This window comes from Hymenobacter psoromatis (assembly GCF_020012125.1).
In the GTDB taxonomy this organism is placed as follows: Bacteria; Bacteroidota; Bacteroidia; order Cytophagales; family Hymenobacteraceae; genus Hymenobacter; species Hymenobacter psoromatis.
This window is the reverse complement of the sequence record NZ_JAIFAG010000001.1, coordinates 783,514-798,615: the sequence shown is the minus strand read 5'-3', so window position 1 is coordinate 798,615 and position 15,102 is coordinate 783,514. Positions and strand designations below refer to the sequence as shown.

The following is a 15,102-nucleotide window of genomic DNA, read 5'->3' as shown; positions in this document are numbered from 1 at the left end:
GCGGCTGACCTCTTTTTGCTTACTGCGGGGTAGGCTATTCCACTCGGAATACTACAAATGTATACACGTTAGCAACACAAAGCAAATACAAAGGACATTTCTTGCATTTTCAGCCGCTACTATCTTTGCACTATGGCAAAAGACAAAGAGAATCGCGAACTACAGGTCAATATAAAGGCGAATCAGCAGGAGAAGGATTTGCTCGAATCTGTAGCAAGAGCTCGTGGACTCAGTAACTCTATGCTCGTTCGGATGCTCGTGGCCGATGAGGCTCGGCGGCTAGGCATCTCCTAAGCTTAAGGCATTCGACCGGATAAGTTAGGCTTGTCCTTTCCTGAATAATCATCTAAGTACTTGTTTTTCAAATAATTGGCATAGTCATGACGGGTAGGCAAAAATCACAGAGCTAGAGTTCTCCTACGGCAACCGCTTAATTGTACATTTGCAGCCCGCCACCCCCAAAGATGTAGGGGTGCCCACACAGCGCGTGACGGAGCTGCGCAAGTGGGTGAGTGGTGGACAGGTACGTTTTTTTCGTCGCCCCATGCGCAGAAGCCCCGCCCCTAACGGCCGCCCAACTACCCCAGCCATCCGGCCAGCTCAAAATTGGATAGGCCTGCTTTTTCTACTGGTTTTCAGCCATCTGCGCGCTCAGACACCGGCCGATATTGCCCGCCTCAACCAGCAGATTACCCCGATTACGGCGGTGCGGGCCGGCAGCGGGTTTGCCGATCTGGCCCCGCTAGCCCCCATAGTGGCCTCGGCGCGGGTGGTAGGCCTAGGCGAATGCACGCACGGCACGCATGAGGTATTCCAGCTCAAGTATCGGCTGCTGGAATACCTGGTCACGCAGCAGGGCTTCAACACGTTGGCCCTCGAAGTTGATTACGGGTGGGGCGAGACTCTGAACGAATACATTCAGACGGGGGCGGGCGACTCGCTCACGGTGCGCAAGGCTGCGGGCTTTCACATCTGGGACACCACCGAGTTCTGGGACATGGTGGAGTGGATACGCGCCTACAACAAGCAGCACGCCGCCAAAATCCGCTACGTAGGCATTGATATGCAGGACTCCGAGCCCAATCTGCTGCGCCTAGAGCACTTCGCCACCGAGCGGGCCGATACCGTGCTCCAGCGGCAGGTACGGAACCTGGGCACCTACTACTCCGCGTCCAGCAAGGCTTCCGGTAATTCCAAGCAGCGCCTCCTGCGCCTCTCGGACGAGTTGGTACTGCACCTGCAAGCGGTGGCGGCCCCAGCCGCGATACAGCAGCATGGGCAGGTGCTGCGGCAGCGAGCGACCGAGATGAATTTTTGGGGGCGCGACCAGGCGATGGCCTCCAACATTGCCTGGGTGCTCCAGCAGGAGCCGACGGCCAAAGTCGTGGTATGGGCGCACAATGACCACATTCGGCGCGATGAGGACCAACTGCGGATGGGGCAGTGCCTAACCAAGCAACTCGGGTCGGCCTACGTAGCCGTGGGCTTTGCCACGGGCCACGGCACGGCCAGCGTCTTCAACCCCGATGGGACTGCCCATGCCCTCGTGCTAGCGCCCCCCATTCCCAACTCCTTTGAGATGTGGCTCGACCAAGCGGCCCTGCCCAACTATTTCCTCAACCTGCGCAGCGCCGCCGCGCCCGACAAGTGGCTGACCACGCGCCGCAAGTTTCGGGCGATTGGCCACAATGAACGGCCGGGTGGCGCGAATGGCCAATTTGCCTGGTACCCGCCGCTACCTAAAGCGTTCGATGTGCTGTTTTACCTGCACGAGACATCCGCTTCGCAGCCCTACCGGGCTGCGCACCCGGCTCGGTAGCCCAGCCCAGACTCGGGGAGCACCACTCAAAGTAGCTGGTGGCTTACCTCGTTTAGGCAGCGAATGCGCGGCGTACACACCTGTCTATTTGAAAGAAGAAGCACTAATATGCTACTGATTTTTTATCAACTGAGATACTTGTGCATGGTAGCCACAGGCACGCCGGTCGCCACCTGAATCTTCTTAAAGCTTAGTCCCTCTCCTCTTAGTCTGCGCAATTCGGCCACTACGTTATCAGCAAGTGCCGGGCGACCGGGCGCTTTATTACTGCGGGCCTGCCCAGCTTTAATACGCTCGGAGAAGCGGACTCGCTCCTGTTTGGCAATGGCAGCCAGAAAACCGATGATGGCCTCCCGAAACAGGCCGGTGCTGTCGAGGTACTGCTCAGTAAAGGACTTAAATTGCACACCAGCTGCCGTGAGCCGTTGCAGGTGGTTGAGCGTTTCGGTCACTCCCTCGCGACTAAAGCGGTCAAGGCTCCAGAATAGTACTACGTCGAAGCGTCGCTGATGCGCATCGACAAAGAGATGCTGAAACTCGGGCCGCTCAGCGCTGCCACCACTTTCCTGGTCGCAGTACTCCTTATATACTGTATAGCCCAACCGCTCGGCGAAAGCACGCAACTCGCGAAGTTGGTTCTCGTTGGTCTGGCCTTTGTCCTTAGTTGAAACGCGAGCGTAGATGGCAGCGGTCATATCCTACAGCGCACTATAAGCTGACGTTAGAAAATTCCTTTTTAAAAGAAGCTTTGTCAGTGAAGTAGTTTTTAAGCTTCCGGGCGTCATCTATCGCTTTCAAATTAATTAAGTTGTTGTAACCATCTCTCAACTCCCATTCACCATCGTTTGACATGCGCAGGTAGGCCTGTGGAGTTGAAGAGTAATTATCTAGTTCCATCCGGTCAAGTTCAAAAATCGGGTCAACCCCTAATGATGCCTCTCGATAAATAAGGGTAATCTTGTTTTTAAACCGGTAATTCTGGTCCGATAATTCAGCTTCAGTGACGACCATTTTGTGAGTTTTCTGAGCTAAGTCTGATAAAGAGTCAACGTAATCAAAGCGGCCGTTATCATACCAGACTGCAATAGGCGAGGTAAGCATGGAATTGGGGTGTTTAGTGGTTCGCAAAACTACTGTTTTTCGAATGACTTTGCGACCCACGTCAAAGGCCCCAAAAACATCATTTTTCTGAGCCTTTTAGAGGAGGGTTTTTCGAACGGTTTTCTATGCCTAGTCTGGCTCAGCAGGGCCAGTCCACGAAGCCACTGGGGTGGTCTAACGAGAGCGGACAGTGAGCTTAGGTGATGTCGCCGACCAACACCTTATTAGGCCGCGTGGGTGCAGGCTGACCTAGCAGCAAGTTTTCGGCAACGACAGAATCCAGGTCGTCGTGCGCGGACGCTGGGGCCGGGTGCTCAGGGCCCGCTATGCAGCTGGCCCGCAGCCAGCTGCATAGCGGGCCACGCGGTAGCCCTCGACCCGCAGCTCAGCCCGGCCCGCAGGCGGCGAGTGCCGTAGCGGCTGGTATGGCGGAGAAAAGCGTGCTGGGCGGCGAACTGCCAGTCGGGAATCGGCCGCGGCTTAGCCGCTCGCCACTGGTAGTAGCCGCTGGGGCTCACCCCAGCACCCGGCACGAGTCATAGACAGACCAAATGCTTGCCTGTGCGCTAGTATTAAAGTATACTTGCTCACACACTGAGCCTGTGCTTATAGCAGGCAACTGGTCACCGCTTTTTAAAATATCACGCTCTATCTCTACGCGCCTTAACTAAGCTCGCAGGTGCTTGATTTCCTTGGCTCGGTGCTGCTGGACACGGCTTGCGGGCTTGGTGCTGCCAGTGGCCCAGCAAGGCGGGCGAGATGCCCTAAGCACGGGCCACGTCGGATTGCCGTGCGCTGGCAACTACCTGGCGGACGCACTCGACCTTAAAAGCGGGCACCTATTTTCGTTAGGTAGAAGCCTAGCCGTCAACAGGTTTTTTCTTGTTCATAGGCAGGAGAAGTTAATACTTCTCACTGTCCATTCCGGCTAGACCACCTCAACGTCCGTAGAGTACCTTTGCTTTATTTCCACTACAAGTAAGAAGTTTCAACCTAGCGCAAAAAGCAAGTATTCATTTGAATTTTTGCAATCGACGATGAGGCAAATCACTGAGCAAATTGGCGGGTATACTTTCAAAATATATCTTCATCAGGAACATGATACAGATATAAAATTAATCCTTGAGGGAACAACGAAGGGGATGCCACTAGGAGGAACCTATTCATTCATTAAACATCAACCACATAACTCAACAGGCGAATATCATATACATGTCTATGATGATTCGAATGAAATTTTAGCCATTAATCAAGGTGGTACAGGACACGATGGCTATCACGGCACTCGCATTCCTAATAAAGTTTATCGTGCTTTAGTCGCTAAATTTCCTAATTGGAAATTCCCTTCAAATCAAATTGTGGAATCAACTGATTACGTCACGGCTTTTGATTTTCGTCATCAAACTCTTAGGCCTGTGCGCGTAATGAAACATACGATGTCAGACTCTATAGTAGAGTCGTTTGAAGGATTTTTTCACCGATTTGCTGACGAGCCTTTCCTAGTAGGGGGCACAGGAGGATATTTCGCCAAAACTATTGCTATTGTTGAATCAATGGATGGAAATATTAGAAAGATTGCCGTTGACCGGTTCAGATTTACCGATGTAAATTATTAAAACTATAATGTACAATGCTTCAAAAAGGAGATAGAGTCCGGCATATTGATGAGCAACTGAATGCTCAGTACGGAGTAATGGAAGTCTGGGAAATCAAAAACGGTCATGCTACGTGCCGTTACGGAGATTACTTTGATTTAGCAGTAGCAACATTTCCGCTAGACCAATTACAAAAAGCTGGGTAAACGTGTTATTCTTTTCACTTTGGAGGTGATTGATGGGACCCGGCACCGGCAAACTCGGTCGCCCATACGCTGGCCGGTGAGGTACAACCCATACAAGCCAAGTTGAATAATGGGCGCAGTGGCCTGCTTCACCGGCCTTTTAGCCTTAAACTCCTTGCGGAAATAGGAAGCCTATAATCCGCTTTACCCGGCGGGCTTCAAGTGGTTTCCTCTAGGCAGTCCAGCTCTACCCTTTCCACTAATAACAGCGAGCGCACCTGCGACAAGCCGGCGTAAACCACGCCTTGGCAATCATTTTGCGATAGCAACGCTCCCTGAATTAGCTTAGCCGAGATAGGAAAAATTTAATTTTTGAGCCTACTGCGAAGCGTGAAGCCGAAAGCTGTTATTTTGTTTGTCCAATCAGTAAATCATGGTAGCCTTTGGGCCACAATTCCAATTGATAAGGGTTCTTATTTCTATTTGAATGACTGTGGTTTATGCGGTCAAGCTGGGTTGTAATTTGCCAGTCAGCGCTCCAGCGTACGTGGTCTAGTAATCGAGTCAAGTAAGCTTCAGAAAGTAATCCTGTCTTATAATGTTTACGCTGAATATTAGCAATATCCTTCACCGACACTATGCTGGTGTGTGCATCAATATACTTGGTTAGTTCAGGGCCAATGTTGAAGCGGAGCTTAGCTGCAACGAAAATGGCGCGAGCAATACAAAAGTCAGGATATGGGTTATCTGCGTAATTTATCTCAACGGTTTGCTGTTCAAAAGCCGAATAAAATCCATTCTCGTAGATACGACGTTCGGAGCTAGAAGGCCATAACTCCATCGCTACCGCCTCGATATTCAGGAAGGTAGTAGCAGGCAGGTCAGCGAAAGACCTGCTAGGCCAGTTGCTACTTTGCTGGAATGCCCAAGTCTGGCTAACAGACCAGATATCAAATTCCCACCCGTTATCTCTCACCTTTATACCCCCAAACCTGTTGCGGTGACAAATTTTTGGGGACAACCAATGGATTATGGAGTCCATATGCTCATCCTGAACAACCAAATCAACATCTCTGGGCGTGACACCCCACAAAAGGTCTCGGAGGAGCCCTCCAAACAGGAAGGCTTGCCAGCCCTCTTCGCGCATAGGGCGCAGGGTAGCGCGTAGCCTCGCTTGCGACTCACTATCAGCGGACAGGAAGCTTCTGAGCCGCTGACGTAACTCGCGGGGTTTAGCTTCTGTACGTTGTGATTCGAAGCTAGCCATTGAACAATTCCTTATGTAGTGTGACAGCAAAAGTGTCAGTCATACCGCAAATGTAGTCAGCTACGAGTTGGAGGCGTCGGTAGGTTACGGGAATGTCAGTGTTCTTTTCGCTGTCTTCTTCTACTGCGTTCTCAAAAACTTTGCGGTAGTTTTTAGACAAGAGCATATAAGCTTTATAATGCAACCCCTTTTGGTCCGAAGGATTATCGTAAGGAGCTTGCTCAATTCCTTTCCAGAATAAATCCATCAATTCATGAATTACCCTCCGGCCCATTAGCTCTAGCCTTAGGATAGAAGGAGACGGAAATACCCGCTCACGAGCAATCTTTTTGCTGGCCTTCCATAGGTGAGCTGTGCTGCCTTCCTTTAACAACTCGCTGGTGAAGGTGCCGGCCATGATGGCGGCTATGTTCTCGCCAAAAGCAGTGCTAGCAGCCTGCATGTGTTTCCAAACTAGCATTGTGCGGAATAACTGAGAGAGTGGTTCGTCTTTCTCCTGCTCCGACAATTTCATTTTTGAGTTATCCAAGCGGTTTTGCAGGTTCTCTTCTGCCTTTACAAAAACCCCCTCCGTGTCAGGACTAACTCCATGTTTAGCAAACTCATTGCGCAAATCAGACCAAGTCAATGAGTTTTTCTTAACACCATCTTCTAGGTCGACAGCTGAGTAAACAATATCATCAGCGGCCTCAACAAGAAAAGTAATAGGATTGCGAGCATCTTCAGTACCAGTCTCTTGCTGAATGCGTCTAACCAAGGCCTCCTCAGAAAAGAAGAATCCTGGCTTACCCCGTCCGTGGTCCGCTTCATCGGTTTGGTCGGAAGGAGCTATATACTTCAAGCTAGCCGATAGGGTACCCGTCGTTAAGCTTAGCCCGTCGTAGTCACCAAGCATTGTAAGTCGCGTTACCAGCCTTAAGGTCTGCGGATTACCATCGAAGCGCTCAAAGTCCTGACTTAAATTACGCCCCTTAACCTGCAAGTCATTATGTAAATCAGTGTCAGGCTTTAGTTTCTCCTTAAACCACTCTATCATAGCCTCTTCACCAGCATGGCCGAATGGTGGGTTACCCAAATCGTGAATTAGCCCACAGGTAGCTGCAATAATGGTCAACTGCTCTATCTGCGCTTCATTAGGACGAAACTCTTCCGGTAGCGCGCTTAATGCTAAGCGTGTAAGGCCTTGAGCGATATTAGCAACTTCTAAAGAGTGGGTCAGACGGGTTCTGACAGAATCATGTGGCTCAAGAGGAAAGACCTGGGCTTTGTCCTGAAGGCGTCGTACAGGAGAAGAGAAAAGAGTACGGTCATAATCCCGCTGAAATTGGGTCCGCGCGTCCAACTCGCTCTGAGTAGTGCCCCTGTCAGGAGCACCATTAAGTACGTTAGACCGGGTTTGGTGAAGAAGTTGGGACCAGTTCATCATGTAAATCAGTAATATAAGCCTTGAGAGTGAAAAAGAGAGTGCATGACAGCCCGGTACTTATGACACCCTCGACACTCACCGCAAGCAACGGATGCCTTGTGGCAGGAGTGAGCGTGAAACAGGAGGCTAGGCGGTATGCCAGAGAGCCTTACCAACTCAGCCGAATCCAACTCCAATGCGGGAGCGCTCACTGTTAGGCCTCCTTCTTGGAAATAAACCAGTTGACTTATGAGGTCCACAAATTGTTGCTGACCATCTGCGTGTACGTTGTCAGTGGCTACTGTACCAATCATCAACTCGTTGATGCCAAACCGTATAACCTTCATTACGGCTAGAGTTATGAGCAACTGATTTCGGTAGGGCCACCATTCCGACGCGGGCGAAGTATCTAGTTGAGGGCCACCGCATAAATCGCCGGCACCAAGTGAGCTACAGTCGACCCGGATAATTTCATGCGGAATTTGTAGGTTGTCAGCTACAGCTTGGGCCGCTCGCAACTCACCTTCAAATGGCAGTTGGCCATAGTCAATAGTGACAGCCAAAGCAGGTTTTTTCCAGAATGCTAAGGCAATAGAATCTATCCCTCCCGAGAGCAATAATGCTGATTTCATCGGTCAGGAAGCCTACCAAGAGGCTTTGTAGATGGCCGTCGCAAAATCAGCCGTTATTTCGCAGTCAGTACCAATGAGCATGGTTAAGTCATTGATACCGATGTTTTCTGCGAGGACAACTACCCTTTTGCCCAATGCCTTGGCATAGCCGATTTCAAAAAGTGTACCGGGGTCAAGACCATTCATTATGGCAAAAAGCAGGTCCGTTTTCTTAATTTCAGCTATATCCTTCGGCACTACTTGATGTGGGTCGCCAATACCAATGTCGTGGTAAGGAGAGAATACTCGGTTTCCGAACTCAACTAGCTTTTCCCTGCATTCTTCGATTAGCCACCGCTCGGCGATAGTGAAAAAAGGGCCTGCCAAGTAGACGCTACGAGGGGCGTCGCTGGGAATCAACTCATCAAAGCTTGGAGTATCCACCGGAAGAGGCAGGTAAATATTCTGGCAGAAATGGGCGGTGTACTTTGATGCTGCCAACGCAGCTGCGGCAGCTGGTTTACCCTCTATAATCCACTGCCAAGCGAAAGCGGCTGAGAAGATGTCCCCTGAGCCGATAGACCAGACAGAGCTTGTCTTGAAGGCTGGTACCGAGGCCGTACCACCAGATTCAACCACCAGTGCACCGTGTGCGCCATTCTTGATAATGACAACATCAGCATGCTCCTGCTTCAGTAGGAATCGGCCAATATCTGCCAAAGGTGTATCGGCGGGCAATTCAGACAGCCGTAAAGCCTCTTGGCGGTTTAGTACTAAAGCTAATTGGTCAGCAGTCGAGCCATTTTTATGGAATGGTATGGGATTGCCCGACTGTGGGTCATACACCACTTTCTGGCCGTGTACCTGTACTTCTGCTTCAATCAGACCGAAAAGCAAGATGCTAGGGGCCGTAACAGTCGGCATCTGCACTTTAGGCTGGTTGAATATATTGGGGTAGATGACGGGCTTGGATAATGGGTGGTGATAATAGAATGAAACGGTTTCAGGTATTGGCGTAGTAGTACGCTTGATACCATATGTGTCGCAGATGATGGCTAAGTCGGCTGCCGCATCAGCACCAACGCATGTCGTAAACTCAATAGTCGGAACGTGGCCGGCAAGAGCCGCTGCCGCCCGTAGGCCAGAGCCATACAACTCGTTCCATTGGGGCTCGCGGCAGAATTCTCGGTAAGTGCCTCCAACAATAGCAAGGGTCGTTTCCATAGCTAGGCGTTCTGAACATTAACCGCACACTGCGCGCCATTAATGCTGAGTACTCGAGCGACGAAGTCAACACCAGACTCAATGCAGGCTATCAACCGGGCGGGCTCCACAACAATACTGCCGCAGATTTGCCCGCTTCTGTTGATAGCAACCAATGCCCTGACTCCACCATTGATAGTGATGGGTAAACGGTCGCCGGGATTCACAGAAGCAAGGGCAGCAATGTTGGGTGAGGCCAGTGTAGTAGGAATACTTATTCCTTGGCAATTATCAGGGCCGCCTGGCCCAGTTGGGGGAGCAGTAGGCCGCTCAAACGAGATAGAAGAACCTCCTCCGCTCATGATGCTATTGGGTGGGTTAAGAATAGCATCAAACCTAAGCAGAAAAAAGTACCCAGCTGAGATGGCTTAGTAATTAACGTGTATCTCGCTGAACCAGGAGCAGTTCCTTTGGATGATTCAGAGCTCTGATGTGAGCTTTTCGCCCTGGCTTAGGGCTGGTGCCTATAACAGCTTGCTTCAGATTTCCGAACATAGTATGCACCCAATTACGGCCTATTGTATTTCGCCAGCGGCCAAAACCAAACTCAGTGCTACCATCCAAATAAACAAGAACAGCACCATCACATTCAAAACGACGAACAAACTCTTTGAGTATTTGCTCATCAGTAAGGCCTTGAATAAAAGCAGGTTGCTTGGACATAGCAGCGATTTTATTTAGAAATTATTTCCTAGTTAACCATGAAGCGACAAAGGTATTTGCGCTACTTCCCTTATCATAATCCCTTAGTCGCTAAATCTTGAAAAGTACTGCGACATATATTATATTTTCATATATTTCACTACATGCTCACATTGAATGAAGGACTGACACACAATTGTTCAGCTGCTTACAAAACCAATGTTCATTGCCTCGAAGCAGCTGCCGGTGTTGTACCTCCCGCTAGCTAGGCCCCGCCACCGCGGCCAGCAGGCGAGTGCTCAGACTAAATTTTGCTGGACGGATAATGCCTATGACAACGCCCAAGTCGAAACCGGCTGAAGTACCCTTAAAATCGAATTGCTACCCAACGGCGGGAATTTTATCAGCTGGGATAAAGACTATCTAGAAGTTGCTTACTACCTCGAAACCTATTTCAGCTTCGATGTACGCTACTCCAAGCTCGGCTATTGCAATAGTCAGAAATTGCCTTCATTAGTCACTTACCCTAGTTAATGGCCCACACTAAGTAAACTGCCCTAAGCTAAGGTGTGTAACCCTACAAGTACCCTAGACAAAGCAAAAGACCGTTTCCACTAGGAAGACGGCTTTTTTAGTAGCGGGGACTATACTACTACCTTAGGAGAAACCCTACGTATACTTATAATTTCTTAAGATAAAAGAATAGGGTCTTCAATACGCATATGATCTGAATTATTAAAAACCTCCATTTGATAATTATTATCTAATTCATCGGCGTAAAGAAGCTGACATTGAAAAGAAGCTAAGTTCATGTTGACTTGATTTTTAGGGCTCAGCATAATACTGAATTCACCATCTTTTTCAACCGATAGTGGCAAGTTTGGTATGTTAGCAATAATATCATTATCACCAGACACTATTTTAATACCCTTTATTTTAGCGCGACCATTACCAATATTTATCAATTTTATACTCTTACCTGATGGGTTACTCACAGCGTTTCCAAAGCGAAAGCGAGGAATAATTGATAAACGTAATTTAGTTTTTTCTATATGCAGCATTTCAGCAGAAATATTTGCGTTAGAATCCTTATCAACTTCTCCTTGCATATGCAAGTCAGTTTGCTCGGATTTTCTCAGCTTTCGCCAAGCTTTGAATTGTGTTTCTTCCTCGTGGGCTCTCATTTCAAAGTCATTAGGCCAACTCACTGCTGCTTTGCGCCTAATCATTTCAAATTGCTTTTCTGGTATGTCTGCTGGCCTACCTTTTTGCAATTCTTTTACAGCCTTTTTCTGAGTAACAATACAGTGATGCTGCATTTCAAAATCCTCAGGCCACTCACCTTCGCATTTATCCTTAATTACTTTTTCTGCTTGGGAATAGTCATCTGCTTTATCAGAAATTACTAGCTCTTCCTCAGCTGCTTCATTCTTATCCTGCTTTGTAGCATTCGGTAAAGAAGCTATTAGGCTTTTAATGTGCACATGGTACGAGCTGGGTTGCTCCGGCTGAATTTTAAGCACATTACCTGCATCACTCACAAATTGCATAAGCTGCGCTTCTTCATAAGCATTTAACGCATTCACTCCTGATAGTGGCCCTTTCAAAATTTCAGGTCCTTTTTTATCTATCAGTAGAGGCAACATAGCTTTTTTTGCTCCCCACCTAGCCCCAAGCTCGAAAAGAGTATAATGCGAACTCATGCTATCACTCGATACCAGCCCAACTAGTAGCTCACATTCATAAATTTCTATTTGCAGCTGCGCATCAGTAGTTGTGCCTCCAGGTAGGCGATATCCATCAACACTCGTGCACCGAATTTCTTCAACCTTAAGATTTAATGCAGACCTCATTAGTTGAATCACTTCTTTTGCTGCCTCACCATTCTTGCTGCTGTGGCTAATGAACACTCGGATTCCTTTACGCTTAGCTGGCTTGGCTCCTTTTGGTTTAGTTGGTGCCTTATCTTTTTCCCTGGTTTGATAATAGAACTGTCGTCCATGTGTGTTAAGACTCACATCGCCAAATTCGTACGGGCCGGTGCCCATGTAGTCATTCCGCTCTAAGAGACCTTTACTACTCAAGTATTCTACCGCATCATTAAGGTTTCGCGGGCTTAGTTGAGTAGCATTCTTAAGAGCGTCACCATCGAAGGACACGTCATCTCCTTTATCGCTTTCAAATAGTACCGTCACAACTCGCAGCGCGTTGACTTCTATTGGGGTGGGCATGGATAGAAAGTTTGTTATCAGGTTAATAAAAATTCAGCATGACCGGGGGCAAAACCGGGGGCATAAAATAAAAAAGGCCATTTCCGAAACAGAAATGGCCTTTTAGTGGGCCCACTTGGAATCGAACCAAGGACCTACTGATTATGAGTCAGTTGCTCTAACCGATTGAGCTATAGGCCCGGTACCACCGCCGCGAGGGGGTAGGCGCTGCGAAGTTACGCCGTATAGCCGCAATCGCGTGTGCATTCTCAACCAACTGAGCATCTTTTGAGCCCGACCTTTGCCGACCGACTACCAGTTCCCAGTATTCCCCCATGCTTCCCAATCTTCTTTTCGACTTCGGCGGCGTGCTCATTGATATTGACTACGACCGCACGCCCGAGGCGTTTCGCCGCCTGAGCCGGGCGGGCCGCGCGGCCGAATATGCGCAGGCCAGCCAAGCCGAGCTGTTCGACCAATTTGAGACCGGGCACCTTTCGCCGGCCGGATTCCGGGCCGGACTACGCGCCGCTTATGACCTCGACGCCACCGATGCGCAGATTGACGCAGCTTGGCACGCGCTGCTGCTCGATGTGCCCGCCGAGCGCCTGGCCCTGCTGGGCGAGCTGCGCCGCACCGGCTACGCCACGGCCCTGCTCTCCAATACCAACGCGTTGCATATTGCCGAAATAAACCGCCGACTGGCGCTGAAATATGGTTTTAAAAACGGGATTGCCGATTGCCTCGACCGGGTTTTTTATTCGCAGGAAGTGGGCTTGCGCAAGCCGGGCGAGGAGATATTCCGGCACGCGCTGCGCGAAATGAACTGGCAGCCCGCCGAGACGTTATTCATTGAAGACAGCCCGCAGCACATTGCTACGGCCCGTCGCCTGGGGCTGCGCGTGCTGCACCTGGCCCCGCCCCTGACCCTCACCACCGCCCTGCCCGAAGCCCTGCGTGTCTTTCCCCGAGAATATCCCGAACCGCTGGCCCCTACCCCCGCCTGAGCCGCCGGCCCCCGCCGAGCCGCCGTTGCTGAGCTGGCCCGCCGACGCGGCCGCCGAGCCCGCGCCCGTACGCCGGGCTTGGGCCGGCCACCTGTTTCGGCGCTATGAGCGGCCACCGCTGCCGCGGGGCTGGCGCTATGCGCTGCACCTGGGGCTGTTTTTGCTCACGCTGGCTTGCACCGTGCTAGCGGGCGTGCAGCTGGTGCGCAGCGGGCCGGTAGAGCTGCTGCCACTGGATGTGTTTAGTCTACCGGCCGCCGAGCGGTGGCGGCAGTTGGGCTGGGGGCTGCTCTACGCGGGGCCGTTTCTGGGGGTGCTGGCGGTGCACGAGTTCGGGCACTACTTCACGGCGCGCTATAATAAGGTGCGCACCACGCTGCCTATTTTCCTACCCGTGCCGCTGGGGCTAGGCACGTTCGGGGCCGTTATTCGGGTGAAGGACCGGATATTCTCGCGGCGCGAGTTTTTCGACATCGGGCTGGCCGGACCATTGGCGGGGCTGCTGGTGGCGGTGCCGCTGCTTATTTACGCCTTCACCCATTTACCCGACCAGGCCGAATACTTGCTCGTGACTACTCGCAGCCTGGGGCGCTACCCAGCCCCGGAATTCACACTGGCCCAGCCGCTGCTCTACCGCTGGCTGGAAACCGCCTTTGCCGACCCGCACCGCCTACCCCCCCCCAACCTGCTGCTGCGCTACCCCCTGCTGGTGGCCGGCGAGCTGAGCTTGTTTTTCACGGCCCTCAACCTGCTGCCCATCGGCCAGCTCGATGGCGGTCACATTTTGTACGGGCTGCTGGGGCCGCGCCGGGCGGGGCGGCTGTCGGCGCTATTGTTCGTGGCCTTTATTTTCTATGCCGGGCTGGGGATTTTCTCGCTGCGCAGCGGCTGGCAAACGTGGCTCTATGGCGGCGTACCCTACGCCCTATATCTGGGCTTGGTTTGCTGGCGGCTGTTGCCGCGCGCCAGCTGGGGCTTGGCGGTGGGCGCGCTCATCTGGGGGGGACAAATCGCGGTGGCTACGGCCTGGCCTGGCACGATGGGGCAGCCGGGCTGGCTGCTGTTTGGGCTGCTGCTGGGCCGGCTCTCGGGCATCTACCACCCGGCCGCGCCCGACGACCGCGCCCTCAGCCCCGGCCGACAGGTGCTGGGCTGGATTATGGTTGGTCTATTTATTTTATGTTTCTCACCCGCCCCTCTTTTGGCTGTTAGCTATTAGTTGCTAGTTTTATTCATATTATGCAGTTTCAGCAAAGTCAGGTCACCCGCTCCACGCAGCTCACGCTGCGCAAAGACGGTCTTTATGTAAACCAGCGTGATGGCCGGGGGCAGGTAAATATGGCCGTTGAGATTCCCTACGAAGAATTGCTACCCATGCGGCTGGAGTACCAGCGCGTGGTACCGGCCAAAAACCTGCGCTGGCTGGCAGCCGGCGCGCTCTGGATAATCGGCAACGCCGCCCGCGTGCAGTTCGAGAATTTGCGGTCCCTACCCCCCCACTTCTGGCTCTATGCGCTCAGCGTGGCCCTGGGGATGGCCCTGGTGGTGCTCTACGCTTGGCAAAACTGGTGGCACCAGGCTACGCTGCACACCGCCCACCTGCAAGTGACGCTAGCCGACCGCCCCCGCGACCGCCGTCAGCTACGGGCCTTTGTGCGCAGCCTCGAAACCCGCACCAAAGACTACCTGCGCTCCGAATACGCGCCTATCAATCCGCTGGGCCTCATCGAGCCGCAGCTGCGCCGCCTGGCTTGGCTACACGAACTGGCCGTGCTGGAAACCCCTGAGGCGCAGGCCCTGGCTACCCGCCTCACCGGCCGCCTGCCCGGCCGCGGTTTCCGCTGCTTGGGCCAGAGAATGGAAGCGCTTTACGTGAACTGATAAATAAGCGGTTAGCTTCAATCTATAATGCTTTATTAGCCCTGCGGGCACAGTCTGCTTTTGGCTGGGTACGCAAGGCGTTTGGGCCTAAGCTACTGACCATAAGCCCGGCTGTA

At 51.7% G+C, this 15,102-nt stretch carries 14 protein-coding genes and 1 tRNA gene; 6 read left to right on the top strand and 9 right to left on the bottom strand.

What is annotated here, in order from left to right:
• Nucleotides 1-132: 132 nt before the first annotated feature.
• Both LC531_RS03380 and LC531_RS03375 read left to right on the top strand, forming a co-directional pair.
• Complete coding sequence (locus LC531_RS03380) at nucleotides 133-294, top strand: hypothetical protein (RefSeq protein WP_223648915.1); 162 nt, start codon at nucleotides 133-135, stop codon at nucleotides 292-294.
• A gap of 250 nt (nucleotides 295-544) precedes the next feature.
• Nucleotides 545-1,819 (top strand): erythromycin esterase family protein, encoded by a 1,275-nt coding sequence (locus LC531_RS03375; RefSeq protein WP_223648914.1) that lies wholly within the window; start codon nucleotides 545-547, stop codon nucleotides 1,817-1,819.
• Nucleotides 1,820-1,944: 125 nt separating this feature from the next.
• Here LC531_RS03375 and LC531_RS03370 read toward each other — a convergent pair whose 3' ends face one another.
• Together LC531_RS03370 and LC531_RS03365 are read right to left on the bottom strand one after the other, a co-directional pair.
• A complete protein-coding gene (locus tag LC531_RS03370) occupies nucleotides 1,945-2,514 on the bottom strand; it encodes a recombinase family protein (RefSeq protein WP_223648913.1) in 570 nt (189 codons plus the stop codon).
• Nucleotides 2,515-2,527: 13 nt separating this feature from the next.
• On the bottom strand, nucleotides 2,528-2,920 hold the full coding sequence (locus tag LC531_RS03365; protein WP_223648912.1) for a hypothetical protein: 393 nt from the start codon (nucleotides 2,918-2,920) through the stop codon (nucleotides 2,528-2,530).
• Nucleotides 2,921-3,957: 1,037 nt separating this feature from the next.
• On the opposite strand from LC531_RS03365, the gene LC531_RS03360 reads away from it, so the two are divergent.
• Complete coding sequence (locus LC531_RS03360; RefSeq protein ID WP_223648911.1) at nucleotides 3,958-4,536, top strand: hypothetical protein; 579 nt, start codon at nucleotides 3,958-3,960, stop codon at nucleotides 4,534-4,536.
• 570 nt (nucleotides 4,537-5,106) lie between these two features.
• On the opposite strand, the gene LC531_RS03355 is transcribed toward LC531_RS03360, so the two are convergent.
• From LC531_RS03355 to LC531_RS03325, 7 genes are all read right to left on the bottom strand, one after another.
• The gene (locus tag LC531_RS03355; RefSeq protein WP_223648910.1) at nucleotides 5,107-5,847 is read right to left on the bottom strand and encodes a hypothetical protein; all 741 of its coding nucleotides are present in this window, start codon (nucleotides 5,845-5,847) and stop codon (nucleotides 5,107-5,109) included.
• Nucleotides 5,848-5,959: 112 nt separating this feature from the next.
• The gene (gene dgt / locus LC531_RS03350; protein ID WP_223648909.1) at nucleotides 5,960-7,393 is read right to left on the bottom strand and encodes a dGTP triphosphohydrolase; all 1,434 of its coding nucleotides are present in this window, start codon (nucleotides 7,391-7,393) and stop codon (nucleotides 5,960-5,962) included.
• Between the two features lie 5 nt (nucleotides 7,394-7,398).
• Nucleotides 7,399-8,004: a 7-cyano-7-deazaguanine synthase gene (locus tag LC531_RS22965; protein WP_223648908.1), complete on the bottom strand. Its 606-nt coding sequence runs from the start codon at nucleotides 8,002-8,004 to the stop codon at nucleotides 7,399-7,401.
• Nucleotides 8,005-8,016: 12 nt separating this feature from the next.
• Nucleotides 8,017-9,207, bottom strand: coding sequence for a PfkB family carbohydrate kinase (locus LC531_RS03340; RefSeq protein WP_223648907.1), 1,191 nt, complete (start codon nucleotides 9,205-9,207; stop codon nucleotides 8,017-8,019).
• Between the two features lie 414 nt (nucleotides 9,208-9,621).
• Nucleotides 9,622-9,909 carry a hypothetical protein gene (locus LC531_RS03335; RefSeq protein ID WP_223648906.1) on the bottom strand — a complete coding sequence of 96 codons (288 nt, stop codon included), beginning with the start codon at nucleotides 9,907-9,909 and terminating at the stop codon, nucleotides 9,622-9,624.
• Between the two features lie 668 nt (nucleotides 9,910-10,577).
• Entirely contained in the window at nucleotides 10,578-12,119 is a 1,542-nt protein-coding gene (locus tag LC531_RS03330; protein WP_223648905.1) for a toll/interleukin-1 receptor domain-containing protein, read from the bottom strand.
• 106 nt (nucleotides 12,120-12,225) lie between these two features.
• A tRNA-Ile gene (locus tag LC531_RS03325) sits at nucleotides 12,226-12,299 on the bottom strand.
• Between the two features lie 134 nt (nucleotides 12,300-12,433).
• Between LC531_RS03325 and LC531_RS03320 the strand changes: the two genes are divergently transcribed.
• The 3 genes from LC531_RS03320 to LC531_RS03310 are packed head-to-tail and all read left to right on the top strand — an operon-like array spanning nucleotide 12,434 to nucleotide 14,986.
• Nucleotides 12,434-13,105 (top strand): HAD family hydrolase, encoded by a 672-nt coding sequence (locus LC531_RS03320; RefSeq protein ID WP_223648904.1) that lies wholly within the window; start codon nucleotides 12,434-12,436, stop codon nucleotides 13,103-13,105.
• Entirely contained in the window at nucleotides 13,056-14,324 is a 1,269-nt protein-coding gene (locus LC531_RS03315; protein WP_223648903.1) for a site-2 protease family protein, read from the top strand. The genes LC531_RS03320 and LC531_RS03315 overlap by 50 nt, the downstream gene beginning before the upstream one ends.
• Before the next feature lie 20 nt (nucleotides 14,325-14,344).
• The gene (locus LC531_RS03310; protein ID WP_223648902.1) at nucleotides 14,345-14,986 is read left to right on the top strand and encodes a hypothetical protein; all 642 of its coding nucleotides are present in this window, start codon (nucleotides 14,345-14,347) and stop codon (nucleotides 14,984-14,986) included.
• The last annotated feature ends 116 nt before the right edge of the window (nucleotides 14,987-15,102 follow it).

Excerpts from the sequence above, each read along its gene's own strand:
- LC531_RS03380 (WP_223648915.1), top strand. The coding sequence starts at position 133 with ATGGCAAAAGACAAAGAGAATCGCGAACTACAGGTCAATATAAAGGCG.
- LC531_RS03375 (WP_223648914.1), top strand. The coding sequence starts at position 545 with ATGCGCAGAAGCCCCGCCCCTAACGGCCGCCCAACTACCCCAGCCATC.
- LC531_RS03370 (WP_223648913.1), bottom strand. The coding sequence starts at position 2,514 with ATGACCGCTGCCATCTACGCTCGCGTTTCAACTAAGGACAAAGGCCAG.
- LC531_RS03365 (WP_223648912.1), bottom strand. The coding sequence starts at position 2,920 with ATGCTTACCTCGCCTATTGCAGTCTGGTATGATAACGGCCGCTTTGAT.
- LC531_RS03360 (WP_223648911.1), top strand. The coding sequence starts at position 3,958 with ATGAGGCAAATCACTGAGCAAATTGGCGGGTATACTTTCAAAATATAT.
- LC531_RS03355 (WP_223648910.1), bottom strand. The coding sequence starts at position 5,847 with ATGCGCGAAGAGGGCTGGCAAGCCTTCCTGTTTGGAGGGCTCCTCCGA.
- dgt (WP_223648909.1), bottom strand. The coding sequence starts at position 7,393 with ATGATGAACTGGTCCCAACTTCTTCACCAAACCCGGTCTAACGTACTT.
- LC531_RS22965 (WP_223648908.1), bottom strand. The coding sequence starts at position 8,004 with ATGAAATCAGCATTATTGCTCTCGGGAGGGATAGATTCTATTGCCTTA.
- LC531_RS03340 (WP_223648907.1), bottom strand. The coding sequence starts at position 9,207 with ATGGAAACGACCCTTGCTATTGTTGGAGGCACTTACCGAGAATTCTGC.
- LC531_RS03335 (WP_223648906.1), bottom strand. The coding sequence starts at position 9,909 with ATGTCCAAGCAACCTGCTTTTATTCAAGGCCTTACTGATGAGCAAATA.
- LC531_RS03330 (WP_223648905.1), bottom strand. The coding sequence starts at position 12,119 with ATGCCCACCCCAATAGAAGTCAACGCGCTGCGAGTTGTGACGGTACTA.
- LC531_RS03320 (WP_223648904.1), top strand. The coding sequence starts at position 12,434 with ATGCTTCCCAATCTTCTTTTCGACTTCGGCGGCGTGCTCATTGATATT.
- LC531_RS03310 (WP_223648902.1), top strand. The coding sequence starts at position 14,345 with ATGCAGTTTCAGCAAAGTCAGGTCACCCGCTCCACGCAGCTCACGCTG.